This window comes from Flavobacterium gossypii (assembly GCF_014138495.1).
In the GTDB taxonomy this organism is placed as follows: domain Bacteria; phylum Bacteroidota; class Bacteroidia; order Flavobacteriales; family Flavobacteriaceae; genus Flavobacterium; species Flavobacterium endophyticum.
Genome location: NZ_JACJIS010000001.1, coordinates 1523951 through 1544141, shown reverse-complemented (window position 1 = coordinate 1544141; position 20191 = coordinate 1523951). Strand labels below are relative to the sequence as shown.

Genomic DNA, 20191 nt, shown 5'->3' with positions numbered 1-20191 from the left:
ACGGCTTTCTAAATTACGTCTCCAGCGATACTGTTTTTGATCTTGCCAAGAGATGGGCTGACATGGACTCACCATGGACTATCTATGGAGTATCTATGGAGTAACCATGGAGTAACTATAGAGTAACTATAGAGTAACTAAGGTAAAATAGGCCGGTTTTTTACTTGAACTGCGGCGAAGTTTTAATTCTATCTTAATTCTTACCGTATTACATAAACATACCGTAAATTTGCATCTATTTCCAAATATAACATGTTAGATATCCAATCCATTCGAGCCGAATTCCCGATACTTTCTCAGAAAGTGAACGGCAAGCCGTTGGTTTATTTCGATAATGCGGCGACTTCTCAAAAGCCTAAAGTAGTCTTAGAGGCGATTGCTTCTTATTATGAAGAAATCAATGCGAACATCCATCGCGGCGTGCACAAGCTGAGCCAATTGGCGACTGATGCGTATGAGGCTTCGCGCGGCAAAATCCAGCGCCATATCAATGCGGCTCATAGCCACGAGGTGCTTTTTACGTCGGGAACGACGCATGGCGTCAATCTGGTCGCTAATGGGTTTGCTTCGCTTTTGAAACCGGGGGATGAGGTGATGGTTTCGGCTTTGGAGCATCATTCGAATATTGTTCCGTGGCAGATGCTGTGCGAAAGGACGGGCGCTCAACTGACCGTTATCCCGATGAACGAAAAGGGCGAACTGGTCATGGAGGGGTTTGACCGACTGCTTTCGGAAAAGACAAAAATTATTGCGGTCAACCATATCTCGAATGCGTTGGGCACCATTAATCCGATAGAAGAAATTATAGCGAAAGCGCACCGTTTTGGGGCGGCAGTCTTGATCGACGGGGCACAGTCTGCAGCGCATATGAAGCCGGACGTGCAGGCACTGGATTGCGACTTTTATGTCTTTTCGGGCCATAAGATCTGCGGGCCTACGGGCACGGGCATCTTGTACGGAAAAGAGGCGTGGCTCAACAAGCTGCCTCCGTATCAGGGCGGCGGCGAGATGATCAAGGAGGTGACTTTTGAAAAGACAACGTATGCAGATCTGCCGCATAAATTTGAGGCGGGAACGCCCAATATTGCGGGGGGAATTGTCTTGGGCACGGCTATCGATTATCTGAACTCGATTGGTTTTGAAGCGATTGCGGCCTATGAGAATGAGCTTTTGGAGTACGGCACGCGCAGGCTGCTGGAAATCGAGGGCGTGAAAATCTACGGAACTTCGGAGCATAAGACTTCGGTAATTTCGTTTAATGTGGAGGGCATCCATCCGTTTGATATCGGTACGATTGTTGACAAGCTAGGAATAGCGGTGCGTACAGGACATCACTGTGCACAGCCGATCATGCGCTTTTTTGATATTCCGGGAACGATTCGTGCTTCTTTTGCGTTTTACAATACGAAGGAAGAAATTGATGCGCTGGTCGAGGCGGTCAAAAAGGCAAAAACAATGTTATCCTAAATTATATAGCTATGAAATTATTATCTGCATTTGTATTGGTTCTGGTTCTCGCCAAGGGCTGTAACAGCTCGGAACTGCGAAAGGAAAGCGAAAACATTTCTTTTGAATATGAGGCTACGACCCGAGGGAACTATGCTAAAATTATCGCCAAGCAGGACACGATCTTTACCATCAAGGGAAGGAAAGGGGAGGCTGTGGAGAAAAAGCTGTCGCGAAGCGATTGGAACGAGATGCTGGATTTATTGGCAAAGATTGACAAGAATAACATCCAAAACTTGAAAGCCCCTACTGAAAAAAGGTTTTATGACGGTGCTATGATTGCGAGCCTGACTGTGATCCACGGCAAGGATACGTATAAAAGTACTTCGTTTGACCATGGAACGCCTCCTAAAGAAATTGAAAAGCTGGTGGAGAAAATCATAGCGGCTTCGGATATGCAAAAAGAAGATTAAAAATTATGACGATTCAAGAAATACAAGACGAAATAAAGGACGAATTCTCGATGTTTGACGACGAGAATTGGGACGAGCGTTACCAATATGTGATCGATCTGGGCAAGACGCTTCCGATGATCAATGACCAATACAAAACAGAAGACAATATCATCAAGGGCTGCCAGTCGAAAGTGTGGCTGCACGGCGAAAAGCAGGACGACAAGATTGTCTTTACGGCCGACAGCGATGCGATCTTGACGAAAGGCATTATCGCGATCTTGATCCGGACTTTTTCTAACCAGAAGGCTTCGGACATCTTGGAAGCGGATACGAAGTTTATTGATGAAATCGGACTAAAGGAGCATTTGTCGCCAACGCGGGCCAACGGGCTGGTGTCGATGATCAAGCAGATCAAGATGTATGCGCTGGCTTTCCAGTCGGGTTCCTAGCTAAAAAGAGTGACAGAATTGGGCAAAGCCATCAAATAAAAGGAGTTACATTCGAATAACAAAACAAGTACAACAATCATGGAACACGAAATAGATACCAACCAATTGGGCGAGGATATCGTAAAAATACTGAAGACGATTTATGATCCGGAAATTCCGGTAGACATTTATGAGCTGGGGCTTATTTATGATGTCATGGTGAATACGGATTATGAGGTAAAAATATTAATGACGCTAACGTCGCCTAACTGTCCTGTGGCCGAAAGCCTTCCGAGAGAGGTGGAGGAAAAAGTCAACAAGATTGAGAACGTGAAAGCTACTGAGGTAGAAATTACTTTTGACCCGCCTTGGAGCAAGGACTTGATGAGCGAGGAAGCGAAATTGGAATTGGGAATGCTTTAGTAGGTTATAGTTGATAGTGGGTAGTTGATAGTTTTTGTGATTGTATAGCATTGACTGTCTACTCCCAACTATCCACTATCCATTATTCACTACCAACTGGCAACTACTCACTATCAACTATCAATTATCAACTATCTCAATGGACGGAGAAATTATAAATAAGGTTGCGAACAGCGCGCTGGAAGTGTTTGACCTAGAGGATTATTATCCGAAAGGGCAGCGGGCAGAGCTGGATATTTCGCAATGGCTTTTGGAGGGTTTTTTACTACGTGAGAAGGATTTCCGCGAGTATTTGAAAAACCACGATTGGACGCAGTATCAGGATCAGTATGTGGCGGTATTCTGCAGTACGGATGCGATTGTTCCGGCTTGGGCTACTATATTGGTGACGGTGTATCTTTCGCCGTTTGCAAAAAGGGTGGCTTATGGCCGACTGGAGGATCTGGAGACTTCGCTGTATGAAGCAATTCTTCCCACTCTGGATTATTCAAAATACGAAGGGAAACCGGTCATCATCAAGGGCTGTTCCAGAAAGCCGGTACCGATGGGAGCTTATCTTTTGGCCGCCCAAAAGTTACAGCCTTTTGCGCGAAGCATTATGTATGGCGAGGCATGTTCAGCCGTGCCTTTGTATAAGAAAAAGTAACTTTTTTAGTACTTTTTCGGGTTTAAAAAGGGGTATTTAATATCTTTGTGTAAAACCCAACATGATGATAAAGAAACTCACCTTACTGCTGCTTTGCTTGTTCGGAATGACTCAGGCAAAAGCTCAAGAGCCGTCGGCTACACCTGCCGATACCGTAAAGACTTGGCAAACCAAAGGGAATGCGTCGCTTCTTTTTAACCAATCTACCTTCGACAACTGGCTTGCGGGAGGAGAGAACAACATCTCCGGAACTATAGGGGTCAATTATGACTTTAACTACAAGAAGGATGATATTACTTGGGACAACAAGGTCATTGCTTCGTATGGTATCGTGAAAACGCGTACGAGTTCTTTTGCGAAAAAGACCGACGACCGTCTGGAACTGAACTCTTTGCTTGGTAAAAAATTCAAGCCGGACAGCCGCTGGTATTATTCAGCTTTCTTGAACTTTAAGACGCAGTTTACCAAAGGGTATGAGTATGGCAAAGATGCCAATGGTGTCGAAATCAGGACAGAGTATACGAACTTCTTATCACCAGCGTATCTGACTTTTGGTCCTGGTATTCTTTGGAAAAGGGATGATAATTTGAAATTCAATTTTGCCCCTGCTACTTCTAAAATTACGTTTGTAGACAAAAACTTTACGTTGCCTAATGAAGCCTATTTTGGTGTAAAAGAGGGCAAGTCGCTGCGCTATGAGCTGGGTGCTTATGCTTCGGCCTATTATAAGCTGGACATCATGGCTAATGTGACGTTCGAGAACATCTTGAGCTTGTATTCGAATTATCTGGAGGATCCTCAAAATGTGGATCTGGACTACCAGCTGAATATCGTGATGAAAATCAACAAATATCTTTCTACCAACTTGTCGTTCCAGACGATTTATGATGACAATGCCTTCCAAGGATTCCAGATCAGGCAGGTATTCGGGGTAGGAGCGAACTACGGATTCTAGATTACATATCTATTATAAAAGAAAAAGCCTTCACTACTGAAGGCTTTTTTTATGTCTGGCTTATTCGCCGTCGGTATTTTTATCTTCCGGAGCTTCCTTATAGTCAGGATACAGGAATTTGTTGTACGGGAAGCGCGTGATGTGTATTTCGCGTACGGCTTCGTATACTTTTTCGCGGAATTCCTCGAAGTTTTCTTTGTTGACTGCCGCGATAAACAGCGCCTTGTCTTCTCCGATACGCGACATCCAAGTGGCTTTCCATTCCTCTAGGGTATAGTGCTTGGTCGTCTTTTCCGTAATCAGATCGTCTTCGTCGATGGTCAGGTGCTTGTAGGCGTCGATCTTGTTAAAGACCATGATGGTCGGCTTGTCGGCACTCTTGATGTCGGCCAAGATCTGGTTTACGGAAGCAATATGTTCTTCAAAATCAGGGTGCGAGATGTCTACGACGTGCAGCAACAAATCAGCTTCGCGTACTTCGTCAAGCGTACTCTTGAACGATTCGACCAGCTGGGTCGGCAATTTTCGGATAAATCCAACGGTATCAGACAACAGGAACGGCAGGTTTTTGATGACTACCTTTCGTACCGTGGTATCCAATGTCGCAAACAGCTTGTTTTCTACAAAGACTTCGCTTTTGCTGATGACGTTCATCAGCGTTGACTTGCCTACGTTGGTATAGCCGACCAAAGCTACACGTACCATGGCGCCGCGGTTGCTTCTTTGAACGGACATCTGCTTGTCGATGACCTTGATCTTGTCTTTTAGCAGGGCAATACGGTCACGGACGATACGTCTATCGGTCTCGATCTCTGTCTCTCCAGGACCGCGCATCCCGATACCTCCTTTTTGGCGTTCCAAGTGGGTCCACATTCCCGACAGCCTTGGCAACAGGTACTGGCATTGTGCCAATTCTACCTGAGTGCGGGCATAGGAAGTTTCGGCCCTTTGGGCAAAAATGTCCAAGATAAGGTTCGTACGGTCCAGGACCTTGCAGTCCAGTATCTTGGTAATGTTCTTTTGTTGCGATGGCGTAAGCTCGTCGTCAAAAATAACGGTATTGATGGCGTGTTCTTTGACATAATGGTGGATTTCGTCCATTTTTCCCGTTCCTAAAAAGGTTTTTGGGTTCGGACGTTCCATCTTTTGGGAAAATCGTTTTACGACTTCGCCTCCGGCGGTATAGGTCAGGAACTCGAGCTCATCGAGGTATTCGTTGAGCTTTTCTTCATTCTGTTGCTGCGTTATAATCCCAACGACTACCGTCTTTTCAAACTTTATGGTTTCTTTTTCTAGCATAAGTGCAAAGATAAAAACAGTTTGCCTAAATATACGTCAGGCATTGGCATTATTTTTTTAGCAGTACTTTCTGTACGCTGCCGCTGCTGCCTGCCATTTTCGCATAATAATAACCGCTCGGCAGTGCCGACAGATCAATCTCGTTTACGGCTTCGGGCAGGGTATTTTTTTGATATACGGCCTGGCCTAATGTATTGTATACGGCAATTGTAGTGAACTGGCCTTTGGATTCGGTCAGGTCGATCGTAAAGATACCGCTGCTTGGATTTGGGTAGATGCGGATTCCGTCTGCCAACATCAGGCTGTTTTCAATTTCTGGTTCGGTATTCCATAACTGTAGCGTACCTCTGGCTTGTCCGCCCGGAATTTCAGGAGTTATTCTAGTGATGTTGGTGGCAGAGATGCCGTTGTAATGGCTAAAGGTTCCTGAAACGATTACTTTTCCGTCGACTTGGCGGTTTAGGTCCATGACGCTCGGCATAGGTGCTGGAATAGAAGTGTGTGTCGGACCGCTACCTGAACTGAAAGAAGCATCGCGCGTTCCATTAGCATTTAATCGTACTAATTTGGCATGTGTAAAGCCATGTAATGTCGTAAACTCACCGCCGAGAATCAGTTTTCCGTCGGGTTCTACCACTACATCATTGATGACCCTGTCTGAAAGCGTGGATGCAAATGCAAGGTCTACTCTTCCTAAGGCATTAAGCCTCACGATGTTTTTTCTTGTATATTTTAAATAGGAATTAAAAGCTCCAACAACCAGAATAAAACCATCGGGCTGTAGTACCACGTTTTGTATTGGAGCAATACAAGATGAGCAGTAATTCGTATCTCTATAATACTCTTGCCCTACAATTCCCTTAAGGAAATTTTCATCAAGTGACCCGTCAGCATTGAGCAGGAAGAGATTGGGCTGTCCGTTGGGCATTGTGCTATAGTTTCCAGAAGCTATTATCTTGCCGTCAGCAGTTACGTTGATGGTATGTATGGACCCGAAAGTGCTCGGCTCATATGTATAAGGATATACAAATGACGTATCGAGCGAGCCGTCGGCATTAAGCCGAATCATATTTCGTACTGGCACACCATTATAAGAACGGATAAAACCACCGCCCAATAGAATCTTTCCATCGCTTTGTATAGCACAGGCTAATACCCTGTCATTGGTACCGATACCAGTACCGCCTATGTTAAAACTTGAATCGACCGTTCCGTCGGCATTTAGTCTAGCGATGCCCTTCCCTGTTGAGGTTCCATTAACGGAGGTAAAGGTTCCAACCACGATAATCTTGTCGTTGGAAAGCACTTTAAAGTCATACGGTGGGTCAGGTAAGGTTCCTAAGGCTGGGAAAGAAATATCTTGTGTCAGGTTGGTATTCAATCGCATTAGGTGTTTGGCATTGACATCGTTGTATTTGTTAAATGCACCACTGATGATGATTTTTCCAGTACTCTGGAGTTCTGACTGAACTACTGTCTTGTTCGCGCGAATGGCAAAAGCAATTTCTGGTGTCGTAATCATAGGGTCGGCTACCGAGATGGTTACCGAAGCGGTGTCGCAAATGGACGGATTTGATACCAGACAGATACTATACTGTAGGGTATAGGTATTGATGAGCGTAGCTGCCGGAATCCAGATCGTACCATCTGGATTTACGGAAGCGCCTGCAATACCACCATTATTTGTAAGTGTTATACTCACATCGGCAGGATTGGCAGCAGAGCCATTGACCGTGTCGTTAGAAAGTACTGATGATGTCATATCTCCCGTCAGGTAATTGATTGGCGTACTAGAAAAATTATCGGTTACGGCATCGACGGTCTGCGGATTTACGGTTATAGTGACCGTAGCTGTGTCGCAGTTAGAAATGCTTGCTGTCTGACAGATTTGATATACTAAAGAGTAACTTCCTACTGGTACAGTTGGATCAACATTGACAGCTCCCGTTGTTGTATTTAGAGTGATGCCGCTATGGTTAGCGCTCACAAAAAACAAGGTAACATTTGATAAGGTTGCTGAGCTACCATTTAAAGTGTCATTGCTGAGCACATTGGCAATGGGTGTGGTTGAAAGCCCGCTTAAAGCAATTCCGGAATCGTCGTTTGCAGCTAGCGGTGTTGCCGGGCAATAGGTGGTTGGGATCTGAACTAGCACCAAAGAAAAAGCAGCTCCTGAACCATTCCCAAGCTGACCTTCATAATTTGTTCCATTTGTCCAAAGCGTTCCGTCAGTTTTTAATTTGCTTGCATAAAAGAGTTGTTTCCAATTGTTAGCCGTTCCAATCTGTGTTGGATTTGGTCTAGTTATATTTGTGCCATCACCAACTTGCCCTCCTAAATTAAATCCCCATCCCCATAATGTGCCGTTGCTTTTTATGGCTGAATGCGCTCCTAAATGCGTCCAATTGTTGTCAGTTCCAATTTGCGTGGGTGAGGATCTATAGGCTGCCGTAGTTCCATCGCCAAGATAATAATACAATTCCGATGTGGGGTTGTTACTTCCCCATGCCCATAATGTTCCATTTGACTTTATAGCATGACAAGTTTCATATTGTATGCGAAAAGTTATCCAATCATTATTGATGCCAATTTGTTGGGGAGTGCTTCTATTCATCTGATGGCCAAGCCCTAGTTGACCATAGTTGTTTATTCCCCATGACCAAAGAGTGCCATTGGTTTTTATTGCTACTGAAAAATTAAACCCAGTGTCTATTGATTTCCAATCGGTATCTGTTCCTATCTGAATTGGTATATTTTTTGAAATACTTGTACCGTCTCCAAGCTGGCCGTAATTATTGCCTCCCCATGCCCATAGAGTTCCATCGGTTTTAATCGCAAGTGAATGTTTACCAACTGAATTTACTGATGCTGATTTCCAATTGTTATCTGTACCAATTTGGACGGGTGTCAGTCTGTTAATATTTGTTCCATCGCCAAGCTGTCCTAAAGTGTTTGAGCCCCAGGCCCACAATGTTCCATCCGCTTTAATTGCAATAGTATGCGATGGACAACTGCTGATAAATTGCCATATGTCGGTTCCTACTTTCAATGGTAAGTTTTTATATAATGTTGTCCCATCCCCCAGTCTCCCAGTAGAGTTGTCTCCCCACATCCATAACGTACCATCTGTTTTTATTGAAGAACAATAACTGCCCGATTTCCAGCATTGCGCATCTACGCTACTTCCGCATAAAGCTAAAAGTAAAAAAAGTATTGTTTTTTTCATTTAATCTAAATTATTTTAAATGGTTAATAAAAATGTAAGCCACTCCTTTAATATATAAGTGTTTTAATGTTATTATGCATTTCCTTTGTTTTTCTTACTAGCATTGCTTCATATCAGCAGGTTGAAGTTCATATTAGTAGTTCTAAGTCTATAGTAGCACTTCACAACCTCATATCAGCATTGTTGAGTTTATAGCGGCATTTCTTGCCTTCATAATAAAACTTTCTTACTTATTTTCCTGCTTTATGTTTAGCTGTCTCTGACTCACGAAAACTTCCTTATATTACTGCTTAAAAGGCCAATTGGAGTACCCTATAACCTATTTTATGCCAACGGATTGCAGGAATTTTAGGGCAAATTACGATTTATTGTCACATCTTTCATAAAAAATGTTAAAAAATGTATTTTTTGATAAAAGCGTCTGTTTTTGGGCGATGGGTAGCGAGAAAACAGCAAAAAAAACCCGAAAACAAGAAGAAATGATGCGAATAAAAGAGGCTAGAAGCCCAAAAATTACGGTTTATCACAAAACAATTTAGTTAAATGTCATTTTTTTGTTATGATATTCTTAAAAATAGTTAAATTTGAAGTTCTTAAATTTTTATCAAAATATATTAAACAACCTAAACTTTTCATTTTATGAAAAAAATTACCTTATTACTTCTTACCTTTTTCATGTCTCTCGTCACCTTTGGGCAAGGTTTGACGGAGAACTTTGATGGAGGTACGACTCTGCCGACAGGCTGGGCCCAGTTTAATAATGGGTTGGGATCGCCGCCAAGGTTATGGGGAATCAACACCCAGGCCAACTTTTCGGCCTCAGCTCCTAATTCGGCTTTTGTCCAGAATTATCAGGCAGGACAAGGGAACACTTCTCGAGATTGGTTGCGTACCACTCTTGTTACCCTACCTGACAATGCCCAATTGCAATTTTTAACTAGAGCCTTCTTGAATGACAATCAAGGGACTGTTTATGAAGTCCGAGTTTCAAGAACCCTAACGGGAGACGTTAACAATCCTGCCAACTATACGCTGGCTGAAGACTGGACCGAGCTTGAGCTAAATCCTAATGGGATTTATGAAGAGAACGGAACCACTCCACGTTGGGATGAAAAAACGGTCAACCTGAAAGCATTAGGCTATAATGCCGGCGAACAGGTCTATATTGCTTTTGTACGTGTGCATGCACAGACGACTGTGGGAATTGGTGGAGACCGTTTCTATATCGATGATGTCCGCGTTTCTAAAAAATGTGAGATGCCTAACAATTTGCAGGCTCCTACGATCAACATGACAAATGCAACTCTAACTTGGACTGTTCCAGCAGGAGGTGCTACAGAATTTGAAGTGATTATCGTTCGTGATAACCAACAGATTACAGATGGTACTATAGTACCAGTAACTGGGACAACCTATAATATTCCTCTTGGAACATTAACTCCAGATACCAATTATAAATATTATGTAAGAGCAGTCTGTTCGCCAACCAACAAGAGTGATTGGACAACGCCTTACTTTTTTACGACGGCTTCTTTAGGAGAAACGTGCGCGGATCCTATCGTGATGCCAGGCATACCGTATTCTACTACAAACCATACTACGAATTCTAACGACAGAACCGATGTAGCACAGGGAACTGGCTGTGGGGCGGTTCCGGCAGGAACCAACTATATGACGGGTAACGAAGTATTTTATTCTTTTGTTGCTCCGACTAGTGGCGATATCCGTGTAGAGATGACCCCTACAGGGCCAAACTCTGGTGTATTTGTATACAGCAGCTGTGCGAACGTAGGAGTAAGCTGCGTTGCGGGTGCAGCAAATACTAACAGTACGACTAGAATTGTTACGCTTCTTTCTGTAACTGCAGGACAGACCTATATTGTGGTTGTTTCTTCTACAAGCGCCAACCAAACGATAGGCTATTACTTAGAATTACAATACATTACTTGTGATGAGCCGACTGCCTTAGCAGCATCAAATATTACACAGACTCAAGCAACTCTATCGTGGGGCAATGTTCCTGGTTATACGGAGTGGCAAGTGGCTATTCAGCCAGCAGGATCTGCTATTCCTGCTGTAGGATCGCCTTCACAAACAGTGACTACTAATACAGGACATGTTTTTACTCAAATGGCTGATGGAACTGCTCTAACAGGTTCAACATCTTACCAATACTGGGTACGAGCTTTGTGCGTAGCAGGTGGTTCGACCTATAGCCCTTGGGCAGGTCCGTTTGAGTTCTTTACTCCTATTTGTAATCCGGATCCGACTACGTCGAGTCCATGTAACCATAACTTCAGGCTGACCGGAACCAACGGATGGCAGGGAGCAGTGATGCATGTGAGACAAAACGGTATCACGGTAAAAGTCCTTGGACCGCAATTTACATCAGGTACTTCTTTAGTAGTACCAGTTCCTTTATGTCATGGTATCCCATTCGAATTGGTATGGGTATCGGGCGGAACTGCTCCTGCAACCGTAGGAGTTGTTGTCCAAAATTCATTCGGACAATTATTGTATCAAAAAACAGCCGGTACAGGAGCCCCTGGCACTGCGCCACTGTTTACAGAAATGGTCGATTGTGAATTCCCAAAATGTCCAGTTCCTATTAACTTGGGCGCTACAGGAATTACTGCCAATGGAGCCACTTTAACTTGGACTCCGGCATCGCTTCCATCTGGACCAACTACGGACTGGGAAATCTATCTGTCGCCACAAGAATCTGCAGTAGTTCCATTGAATACAGATCCTATCAATTTAGCCAACGTTACTAGCACACGTCCTAATCCAAGAACTGGATTGATTTCGGATACTCCTTATGTATTCTATATCAGAACAGTTTGTGGTCCTAATAGGGCGAGTTTGTGGGTAGGTCCGTTTACGTTTAGAACGGCGGTATCTTGTGGTATCCCGACTAACTTAAATGTTTCTGGGCAAACACCAACAAGCGCTGTTTTAGGTTGGACACAACCAGCTTTAGGAGCAGCATCTGCTTGGCAGGTAGTGGTTCAGGCACCAGGTGGTGCTGTCCCAACTTATAATGATCCGGAAGCTGTTAATGCACCAACTAACGGTATCCGTTTCGGAGCTGGAGGAATAGGGTCGCCATTATTACCGACATTAGCACCAGCAACCCAATATGAGTTTTATGTAAGAGCAGTTTGTTCTGGTACTGACGTTAGCCGTTGGGTGGGTCCATTCTTGTTCAATACAGCGTGTGATCCGATACCAGTTCCTTATTCTGAAGGATTCAACAGCACTTCACCAAGACAGCTTTGCTGGTCTACTTTGAGTGTTAGTGGTACGAATACTTGGAACATGAACGACACTGCGACACCTTTTGAAGGTAACGAAGTAGCTACGTTCACGCCAAATGACGGAACAAACAATGATGACTGGTTGATTTCACCAGTATTAGACTTAAGAACAGGCTATAGAATACGCTATAAATATAAAGTAGCTAGTGCTACTGCAGCGAATACGCTTGAAGTAAGAATTTCAACAGGAGGAAATATTACTCCTTTAGATTTCAACGTAGATGCACAGTCACTTTTATGGACTGGCAGATTGACCAATACAGAATACAGAGAGCGTATCATCAATTTAGTTGGTCGAGGCGGTCCTGCTCCATCTTTGGCAAACATCGCTTTCCATATTCCACAAGGAGCAGACAGCAGAAACAAAATCTTTATTGACGATATTGTAATTGAGCCAATCCCAGCCTGTCCGGATCCGATGGATCTAGGTATTGTGGCGGGAAGCATCACTTCGACATCTGCACAATTATTCTGGACACCAGGATACCAAGAAACACAATGGCAGGTTGCGGTACAGCCAGTAGGAACAGGAGTTCCGTCTGCTACTTTTGCAGGTGCTGTTACTACAAATAACATCAACTTCCTTGCCAATACGAATACCGTTACTGGAGCGCCATTACAGCCAGGTAACCAATATGAGTACTATGTAAGAGCAGTATGCGCTGATCCGAACGTAAGCCAATGGGTTGGACCTATCGTGTTCAGAACCTTGCTTTGCGAAACAGCGGATCTGTGTGCTTATACTTTTAGAATGACCGATACGGCATCTAACGGATGGGGTGCTGGCGTTTCGATGAATGTTATGCAAAACGGATTGTTGGTTGCTACCTTGACAGGGCCTCCAGCAGGAGTTACTTTTGTAGACCAGGTTGTGAATTTCTGTCCTGGTGTTCAATTTGAAGTGCTCTGGAACCCTAGTACAGCTAGTACGGCTAACTTAGGCCAAGTAGGATTAACGATTACTAACTTCTATAACGAGCAAATCTATACCAAACCTCCAGGAACTGGAAGACCAAATAGTAGATTGTACAGAGGTATGCCTTTCTGTTCTGCGATTACATGTCCTTATCCGACTAACTTGACGGTAGAGCAAACTTCGGCTAGTTCGGCTAACATCAGCTGGACACCAGGAGGCACAGAAACAGCATGGGAGTATGTTCACCAGGCAGCAGGCGGTCCTTACCCAGGATCAATACCAGGAACTCGTGTGACTGTGCCGAATGCTAACCTTACTGGAATACCACCTACAGTACCTCAAGAATATTATGTAAGAGCCATCTGTGGACCAGATAACGTGAGCTACTGGTCAGGACCTTATGAATTTACGCTTTATAACTCACCGGGCTGTATTGGTGTGGATATCGAAGGTATTACAATGTCTTTGGGGGAAGAAAAAATTCTTTGTCCAGATGATTTATGTATCGATCTATCGGCAACCTATTTCCAAACACAGGCTACTACAAGATACCGTGTAGAGCGTATCGATTATGCACCGCCATTCCCATTGGTAGGAGCTCCTGGAAGTATCGTGCTTCCTATTACTGTCGATGACGACTGGTCGCCGCTTGTTGACTTGACATTGCTAAGTGATTCTACTGGACAAAGCAGACCGTTTAACTTCTGTTTCTTTGGAGATGCTTATAGCAAATTATTAGTTACGGATAACGGTGCGATTACCTTCAGTATTTCTGGACCTACAGGAAACGGAGGGATGTATGAGCCAGGATCTCCTAATGCAGGGTACCAATTGTTCCCAGCTAGTACTATTCCGTTAATTCCGGCGATGGCAAATACTACTACGTTGCCTTATAGAAATTCTATTTCGGGCGTATTGCAAGATCTTTGGCCAGAGCGTTCTCCTGCTGATGCTTCTATCAACTATACCGTTTTAGGTACAGCACCTTGTAGAGCATTCGTATTGAACATTTATAAAATGGCTTCTTATTCTACAGCATGTACGAACTTATTACAAACAAGCCAAATCGTATTGTATGAAGGAAGCAACATGATTGATGTTTATGTAGAAAAGAGAACTCCTTGTCCGGGCTGGCAAGGTGGTCTTGGGGTCCTAGGTATTCAAGGAGATACGAATACTGAGTTTGCTGTTCCTCCAGGAAGAAATACAGGAAACTGGACCGCTGAGAATGAAGCTTGGAGATTTATTCCAGACGGAGATTTGTCTAATGTGGTATTCAAATGGCTTAAAGACGGAGAATTCTATAGCAACGATCTAGATATCAATGTTTGTATCGAAGATGTTGCTTTAATGCAAGCCGTAGCGTTGTATGACAAATGTGACGGTACTAGCGTTGAAAGAAAAGCTGAGGTAAAACTTATTAAAGACGTATTCCCAGAAAACGAGCCAGAAGATCTAAAAGCGTGTACAGGAACTACAACTCAGTTTGACGTAACTGTTAACACTGATGTGATTCTTGACGGTCTTGAAAATCCTGATGACTATGTGATTACGTACTATCTGACTCTTCCAGAGGCAGAAGACGGAACAACAGGCGCTGTTACTTCTGTTACTACTACTGTTGATGTTCCAGTGTATGTAAGAATTGACAAGCCTTCAACAGGATGTCATATCATTACAGATTTCAATATCAAACCAAACAATCCACTGCCAGCGTATACGGTAGATGGCGATATGATTATCTGTGAAGGAGATTCGACTACAGCTACTGTAGTACCGACAAACTTTAACTTGGCAGATGGAACGTATACGTGGACATTGCCTGACGGAACGGTTTCTGACCAAACTGGAAGTACTTTCAATATTACTCCAGCCAATACACAGGAAGGTACATATAGCGTAAAAGTGAGCAATGGTTGTGAAGAGACGGTAGAATTTGTATTACAAGTGAATGAAATTGATACTGACTTTACATATGAAACGCCAGTGTGTCCAACAGGAACGATTACTCCAGAATTGACAGATGCTCTTGCATTTACAGTAGGAGGAGCGTATACTATTTCTCCAGCATTGCCAATTGATGCCACTACAGGAGAAGTTACTCTTGATGGCGCTGCTGCGGGTGACTATGTTGTTACTTATACGGTTACTCCTGCGATTACAAATTGTACGGATGACAAAACAGGTGCGTTTACGTTTACGGTTACTGGCGGAGTTACGCCTGGTACAGCCTTTACGTATCCACAAGATGAATACTGTATCACAGATCCTAGCCCAATTGCGGTCATTCCAGGTGTTGGATATACAGCAGGAGGTACATTTACAGCTACCCCAGCTACAGGTCTTGGCTTAGATGCTACTACTGGTGCTATCGACTTTACGACAAGTACAGCAGGATTGTATAGAGTATTCTATACGATAGAAGAAGATGAGGCTCTTTGTAGAGCGTACTCTCAAAGTTTCTTTGATATCCGTATCAATCCTTCTGGAACGGCTACGACAGGATTCACATATACGACTCCAGTTTGTATTAGCGGTACGAACCCAATGCCGATTCCTGTTTCAGGATTCGTAACTGGCGGTACTTATAGTTTAGTAGCTGGTACAGGTGTAGTATTTGACCCTACAACAGGAGAAATTGATCTTGCTAATTCTCAGCCAGGAACGTATACTATTAAATATACTGTAGCTGCTTCAGGATGTGGTCTAGGAGGAAATACTGATGCGACTATCGTTATCAATGCACTTACGCAGCCAGCGGTAGCCTTCAGTTATGCAACACCAGTTTGTAAGAATGCAACGGTTAACCCGATGCCAGTTCCAGGAGCAGGTTTCGTGACAGGAGGACAATATACTTCGACTGATCCGAATGTATCTGTGAACTTGACTACAGGAGAAATCAACTTAGCAAACTCTCAAATAGGAACGTATACGATCACGTATTCAGTACCTCAAGATAATGGGCTTTGTAGAGATGCAGGAAGTTTTGATACTACAATCACGATTACTACGGCAATCAACCCAGTAACGGATTTTGCTTATAGCGATGATAGTTTCTGTTCTTCAGGAACTCAAGGATCTATACCAACTGGCGGATTTACTCCAGGCGGACAGTTTACTGCCAACCCAAGCACAGGCTTAAGCTTGAACCCGAATACGGGTGAAATCATAGCTGGCACAAGTGCTCCAGGTACGTATGTAGTTACTTATCTAATTACAGCAGATCCGGCTACATGTAGAAATAGATCAGAGTCTTCATTTACTGTAACTATTGAGAATCAGCTTGACATTACTTTCGCTAATGAATGTCAAAATAATGAGTATGTTCTAATTGCTTCGCCTTCTGACCCAAGCTACACGTATGTGTGGAGAAACGCTCAGAATGAACAAGTAGGTACCAACAGCAGTACTTTCAATGTATCGCAATATGTTGCTACACTTTCTGGAGAGGTTCAATATCCGTTGAACTTTACAGTAACCATTATTACGGCTACTGGTTGTGAAAGTGTTAAACCAGTTGAGGTTTCAAGCACATTCTGTGATATCCAAAAAGGTATTTCGCCAAATAATGATGGTAATAACGAAACTTTTGACCTTACCGGTTTCAATGTGAAGAAATTAACTATCTTTAACCGCTACGGTACCGAAGTATATAGCTTTACAAACTATACGAACCAATGGAGAGGACAGTCTAGCGGAGGAAAAGAACTGCCTGATGGAACTTACTATTATGTAATAGAAAGAAGCGGTGTATCTTCTAAAACAGGATGGATTCAAATCAATAGAGAAAGAAACTAAATAGATATATTAAAAACACTGCCTGCTGCTAAGGCCGGCAGTGTTTTAATGATATAAAAAAAAGCAAACCAATGAAGAAAATATTTTTCACCGCACTGATAGCACTATCGGCTCTTGTTGATGTTGAAGCGCAGCAGGATCCGCATTATACGCAGTATATGTATAATATGAACGTGATCAATCCAGCTTATGCGGGTTCAAAAGAAAACCTGTCTTTTGGAGTATTATACAGGCAACAATGGGAAGGAATCGAGGATGCTCCAAGAACCTTAACTTTTTCAGGACATAGTCCTGCCGGAAAGAATGTAGGTTTGGGACTTTCTGTAATTTCTGACGAAATCGGACCTGTAAAAGAACAAAACGTTTATGGAGATTTCTCGTATACATTAAATCTTGGAGGAGAACATCGTCTTGCCCTAGGGATCAAGGCCGGTGCTACTTTCCAAAAAATAGGATTGTTTTCGGATATTAACGGGTCGCTGCCTGATCCAGATGATGAGGCATTCTCTGAAGACAGCAACAATACCTATTTTAATATAGGAACAGGTTTTTTCTATTATACCAATAATTATTATATCGCTTTATCGGTTCCGAACATGCTTAAATCAAAACATTTGAGCGTTAGGAGAGATGGGCAAGAAAGACACTATGGTGAAGAAACGCAGCATTATTTCTTGACGGGTGGTTATGTGTTCCAATTGACAGATAACATCAAGTTCAAGCCTTTTACGATGATTAAATCAGCGTTTGATGCTCCTGTATCTTTTGACGTTTCGACTAACTTCTTATTCAATGAGAAGTTTGAGATTGGAGCGACTTATAGATTGGATGACTCTTTTGGAGGTATGGTAAATTATGCTATTACTCCAAGCTTGAGAATCGGGTATGCTTATGACAGAATTATTTCTGACTTGAAAGTAACGACTCCGGCTTCTCACGAGGTAATCCTGTTATTTGACTTGAATTTCCCTAAAAAGGTATCACGTTCACCAAGATATTTCTAACCTAAAAGCGACCTAGACAATGAAGAATTTATATATTACATTAAGTTTTGTGATCGCTAGTATGACACTATCAGCACAAAATAAGGATACCGAGAAGGCCGATAAGCTGTTTAACCGATTCGAATACGTAGATGCCTCTGCTGAATACCTAAAGCTTGTAGACAAAGGAAAGGCTGACAGCTATGTGTATAAGCAATTGGCTGACAGTTATTATAATGTCTTTAATACAAAAGAAGCTATCAAATGGTATGCGAAAGCAACGCAAGAAAAGCAAGATGCTGAAACGTACTACCGTTATGCTCAAATGCTAAAGGCGGAAGGAAAATATGAAGAGTCGAATGCACAAATGCAAAAATTTGCTGGTTTAGCGCCAAACGACCAAAGAGCCGTGACGTTCAAGCAAGACCCTAACTATCTTCCGAAGCTGAAAAGCCAGACAAAGCTTTTTGATGAAAAATCATTAGACATCAACAGCGACCAGTCTGATTTTGGAGCGGTATTGACAAACGACAATACGCTTTATTTTGCCAGCGCAAGAAACAAGTCTAGAAAGACATACGGATGGAATGAAGAGCCATTTTTGGATCTTTACAAATCAACGTACAATGCTAACGGAACGTTCAGTGAGCCGGTAACTGTTTCGGAAATCAATACGAAATTCCACGACGGACCTGCTACGATTTCTGCCGATGGCAATACGATGTATTTTGCCAGCGAAAGTTTTAAAGAAGGTCAGTTTGAAAAAGACAAATCTAAAAAACTAAAATTCGGACAGGTTTACTTGTTCAAAGCAACTAAAGAAGGTGATAAATGGACGAATGTGAAAGCATTGCCATTTACCAGCAAAGAGTATTCTACAAGTAACCCGAGCATCAGCAAAGACGGCAAGACACTTTACTTCTCATCGAACATGCCAGGTTCTATTGGCGGTAACGATATTTGGAAAGTGGCTGTAAACGCTGACGGTAGCTTTGGAACTCCAGAAAATTTGGGAACTAAAGTAAACACTGAAGGAAACGAAAGCTTCCCTTTTATTACAGACGACAACAAATTGTACTTTGCTTCTGACGGAAGAAAAGGTTTTGGAGCATTGGATATTTTTGTAATCGACTTTAATAAGAAGACAGATGCTGTAAACGTTGGAGCGCCAGTTAATACGGCTAAAGACGATTTCGCATTTTCTTTTAATACGACTAAAAACATCGGTTTCTTTTCAAGTAACAGAACTGGAAATGACAATATCTACCAAGCGACGCCAGTTTGCGGTGTAGAAGTAGTTACTTTAGTTAGAGATGCTAAAACAGGCGCCATCTTGTCTGATGCAAGAGTAGCTATTCTTGATGATAAGAAAAACGTAATCGAAACTAGAACTACAGCAGCTGATGGCCAAGTAGTATATAGTGTTGATTGTAACAGAGCGTATACGCTTCAAGTTGCAAAAGACGGCTACGAAAGCAATGTATTTCCAGTTGCGAAAACAAATGGCGGTACTGTAAACATCAATGCTGACTTACAGCCTATCGACGTGATTGTGACTCCGACAGAAATTGTCTTGAAAGAGATTTTCTTCGAATTCAACAAGAGCAACATTACGCAAGAAGGTGCATTTGAGCTAGACAAACTTGTTCAAGTAATGAAAAATAACGACCAGCTAGTAATCATGGTAAAAAGTCATACGGATAACAGAGGTAGCGACGAGTACAACATGAACTTGTCTGACAGAAGAGCAAAATCGACTGTACAGTATGTTATTTCTAAAGGCATCGACAAATCAAGAATCTCTGGTAAAGGGTATGGCGAAAGCGAACCAAAAGTGGACTGCAAAGAAAACTGTACTGAAGAGCAACATGCTCAAAACAGAAGAAGTGAATTCTTGATCATCAAGAGATAATTTCTAAAGTTATACAATTTAAGGGATGCCGATTGGCATCCCTTTTTTTATGCCATGAATCACCGGCCTGTATGCGTTATTATACGTCTTCGATGGAAAAGTAAAGCCTTAGTTTCTCCTTTTACAGCTTCTGTATAGGGAATGCAATCTTAAACAGCGATGCTAATTGCTATAAACAGGCCTTTTTAAGGCGTTTAAAGCTGTTTTGTGTCAAGGCTGGTAATTTGGCCTGTGCGCATGCCTTTTCTGTTTTTATAGGCTAGAAAATGGCCTTTCTGCTAATTTGAAAATTGAGCTTATTTGTAATAGTGTCAATAGGATTGATAAGATAAAGTTAGCAATGAAGAAGAGATAGAGCGATATACTTTACATTTAGGAAGTATTATT

Annotated in this window: 11 protein-coding genes; 9 read left to right on the top strand and 2 right to left on the bottom strand. The window is 42.7% G+C overall.

Annotated features, from left to right (window positions below; translation table 11 throughout):
- The first annotated feature begins 252 nt into the window (after nucleotides 1-252).
- The 6 genes from GGR22_RS07090 (at nucleotide 253) to GGR22_RS07065 (ending at nucleotide 4353) form a co-directional block, all read left to right on the top strand.
- The gene (locus GGR22_RS07090; RefSeq protein ID WP_182493077.1) at nucleotides 253-1467 is read left to right on the top strand and encodes an aminotransferase class V-fold PLP-dependent enzyme; all 1215 of its coding nucleotides are present in this window, start codon (nucleotides 253-255) and stop codon (nucleotides 1465-1467) included.
- Nucleotides 1468-1478: 11 nt separating this feature from the next.
- Nucleotides 1479-1919: a hypothetical protein gene (locus GGR22_RS07085; RefSeq protein ID WP_121375648.1), complete on the top strand. Its 441-nt coding sequence runs from the start codon at nucleotides 1479-1481 to the stop codon at nucleotides 1917-1919.
- Between the two features lie 5 nt (nucleotides 1920-1924).
- Nucleotides 1925-2350, top strand: coding sequence for a SufE family protein (locus GGR22_RS07080; protein ID WP_182493076.1), 426 nt, complete (start codon nucleotides 1925-1927; stop codon nucleotides 2348-2350).
- Between the two features lie 78 nt (nucleotides 2351-2428).
- Nucleotides 2429-2752, top strand: a complete 324-nt coding sequence (locus GGR22_RS07075; RefSeq protein WP_121375646.1) for an SUF system Fe-S cluster assembly protein — start codon at nucleotides 2429-2431, stop codon at nucleotides 2750-2752.
- Between the two features lie 139 nt (nucleotides 2753-2891).
- Nucleotides 2892-3398, top strand: coding sequence for a DUF2480 family protein (locus GGR22_RS07070; RefSeq protein WP_182493075.1), 507 nt, complete (start codon nucleotides 2892-2894; stop codon nucleotides 3396-3398).
- 67 nt (nucleotides 3399-3465) lie between these two features.
- Nucleotides 3466-4353 (top strand): DUF3078 domain-containing protein, encoded by an 888-nt coding sequence (locus tag GGR22_RS07065; RefSeq protein ID WP_317169785.1) that lies wholly within the window; start codon nucleotides 3466-3468, stop codon nucleotides 4351-4353.
- 60 nt (nucleotides 4354-4413) lie between these two features.
- Here the strand turns inward: GGR22_RS07065 and hflX are convergent, their stop codons facing one another.
- Together hflX and GGR22_RS07055 are read right to left on the bottom strand one after the other, a co-directional pair.
- Entirely contained in the window at nucleotides 4414-5652 is a 1239-nt protein-coding gene (gene hflX / locus GGR22_RS07060; RefSeq protein WP_121375643.1) for a GTPase HflX, read from the bottom strand.
- A gap of 49 nt (nucleotides 5653-5701) precedes the next feature.
- Nucleotides 5702-8878, bottom strand: coding sequence for an RCC1 domain-containing protein (locus GGR22_RS07055; protein WP_182493074.1), 3177 nt, complete (start codon nucleotides 8876-8878; stop codon nucleotides 5702-5704).
- Nucleotides 8879-9517: 639 nt separating this feature from the next.
- On the opposite strand from GGR22_RS07055, the gene GGR22_RS07050 reads away from it, so the two are divergent.
- The 3 genes from GGR22_RS07050 (at nucleotide 9518) to GGR22_RS07040 (ending at nucleotide 19804) form a co-directional block, all read left to right on the top strand.
- Nucleotides 9518-16909, top strand: a complete 7392-nt coding sequence (locus GGR22_RS07050; RefSeq protein WP_182493073.1) for a choice-of-anchor J domain-containing protein — start codon at nucleotides 9518-9520, stop codon at nucleotides 16907-16909.
- Nucleotides 16910-16980: 71 nt separating this feature from the next.
- Nucleotides 16981-17913, top strand: a complete 933-nt coding sequence (locus GGR22_RS07045; protein WP_121375640.1) for a PorP/SprF family type IX secretion system membrane protein — start codon at nucleotides 16981-16983, stop codon at nucleotides 17911-17913.
- A 19-nt stretch (nucleotides 17914-17932) separates the two neighbouring features.
- The gene (locus GGR22_RS07040) at nucleotides 17933-19804 is read left to right on the top strand and encodes an OmpA family protein (RefSeq protein WP_182493072.1); all 1872 of its coding nucleotides are present in this window, start codon (nucleotides 17933-17935) and stop codon (nucleotides 19802-19804) included.
- Nucleotides 19805-20191 lie beyond the last annotated feature (387 nt).

What these genes read in the sequence shown, in the direction of transcription:
- GGR22_RS07090 (WP_182493077.1), top strand. Translation starts at nt 253, where the DNA reads ATGTTAGATATCCAATCCATTCGAGCCGAATTCCCGATACTTTCTCAG.
- GGR22_RS07070 (WP_182493075.1), top strand. Translation starts at nt 2,892, where the DNA reads ATGGACGGAGAAATTATAAATAAGGTTGCGAACAGCGCGCTGGAAGTG.
- GGR22_RS07040 (WP_182493072.1), top strand. Translation starts at nt 17,933, where the DNA reads ATGAAGAATTTATATATTACATTAAGTTTTGTGATCGCTAGTATGACA.
- hflX (WP_121375643.1), bottom strand. Translation starts at nt 5,652, where the DNA reads ATGCTAGAAAAAGAAACCATAAAGTTTGAAAAGACGGTAGTCGTTGGG.
- GGR22_RS07080 (WP_182493076.1), top strand. Translation starts at nt 1,925, where the DNA reads ATGACGATTCAAGAAATACAAGACGAAATAAAGGACGAATTCTCGATG.
- GGR22_RS07075 (WP_121375646.1), top strand. Translation starts at nt 2,429, where the DNA reads ATGGAACACGAAATAGATACCAACCAATTGGGCGAGGATATCGTAAAA.
- GGR22_RS07050 (WP_182493073.1), top strand. Translation starts at nt 9,518, where the DNA reads ATGAAAAAAATTACCTTATTACTTCTTACCTTTTTCATGTCTCTCGTC.
- GGR22_RS07045 (WP_121375640.1), top strand. Translation starts at nt 16,981, where the DNA reads ATGAAGAAAATATTTTTCACCGCACTGATAGCACTATCGGCTCTTGTT.
- GGR22_RS07055 (WP_182493074.1), bottom strand. Translation starts at nt 8,878, where the DNA reads ATGAAAAAAACAATACTTTTTTTACTTTTAGCTTTATGCGGAAGTAGC.
- GGR22_RS07085 (WP_121375648.1), top strand. Translation starts at nt 1,479, where the DNA reads ATGAAATTATTATCTGCATTTGTATTGGTTCTGGTTCTCGCCAAGGGC.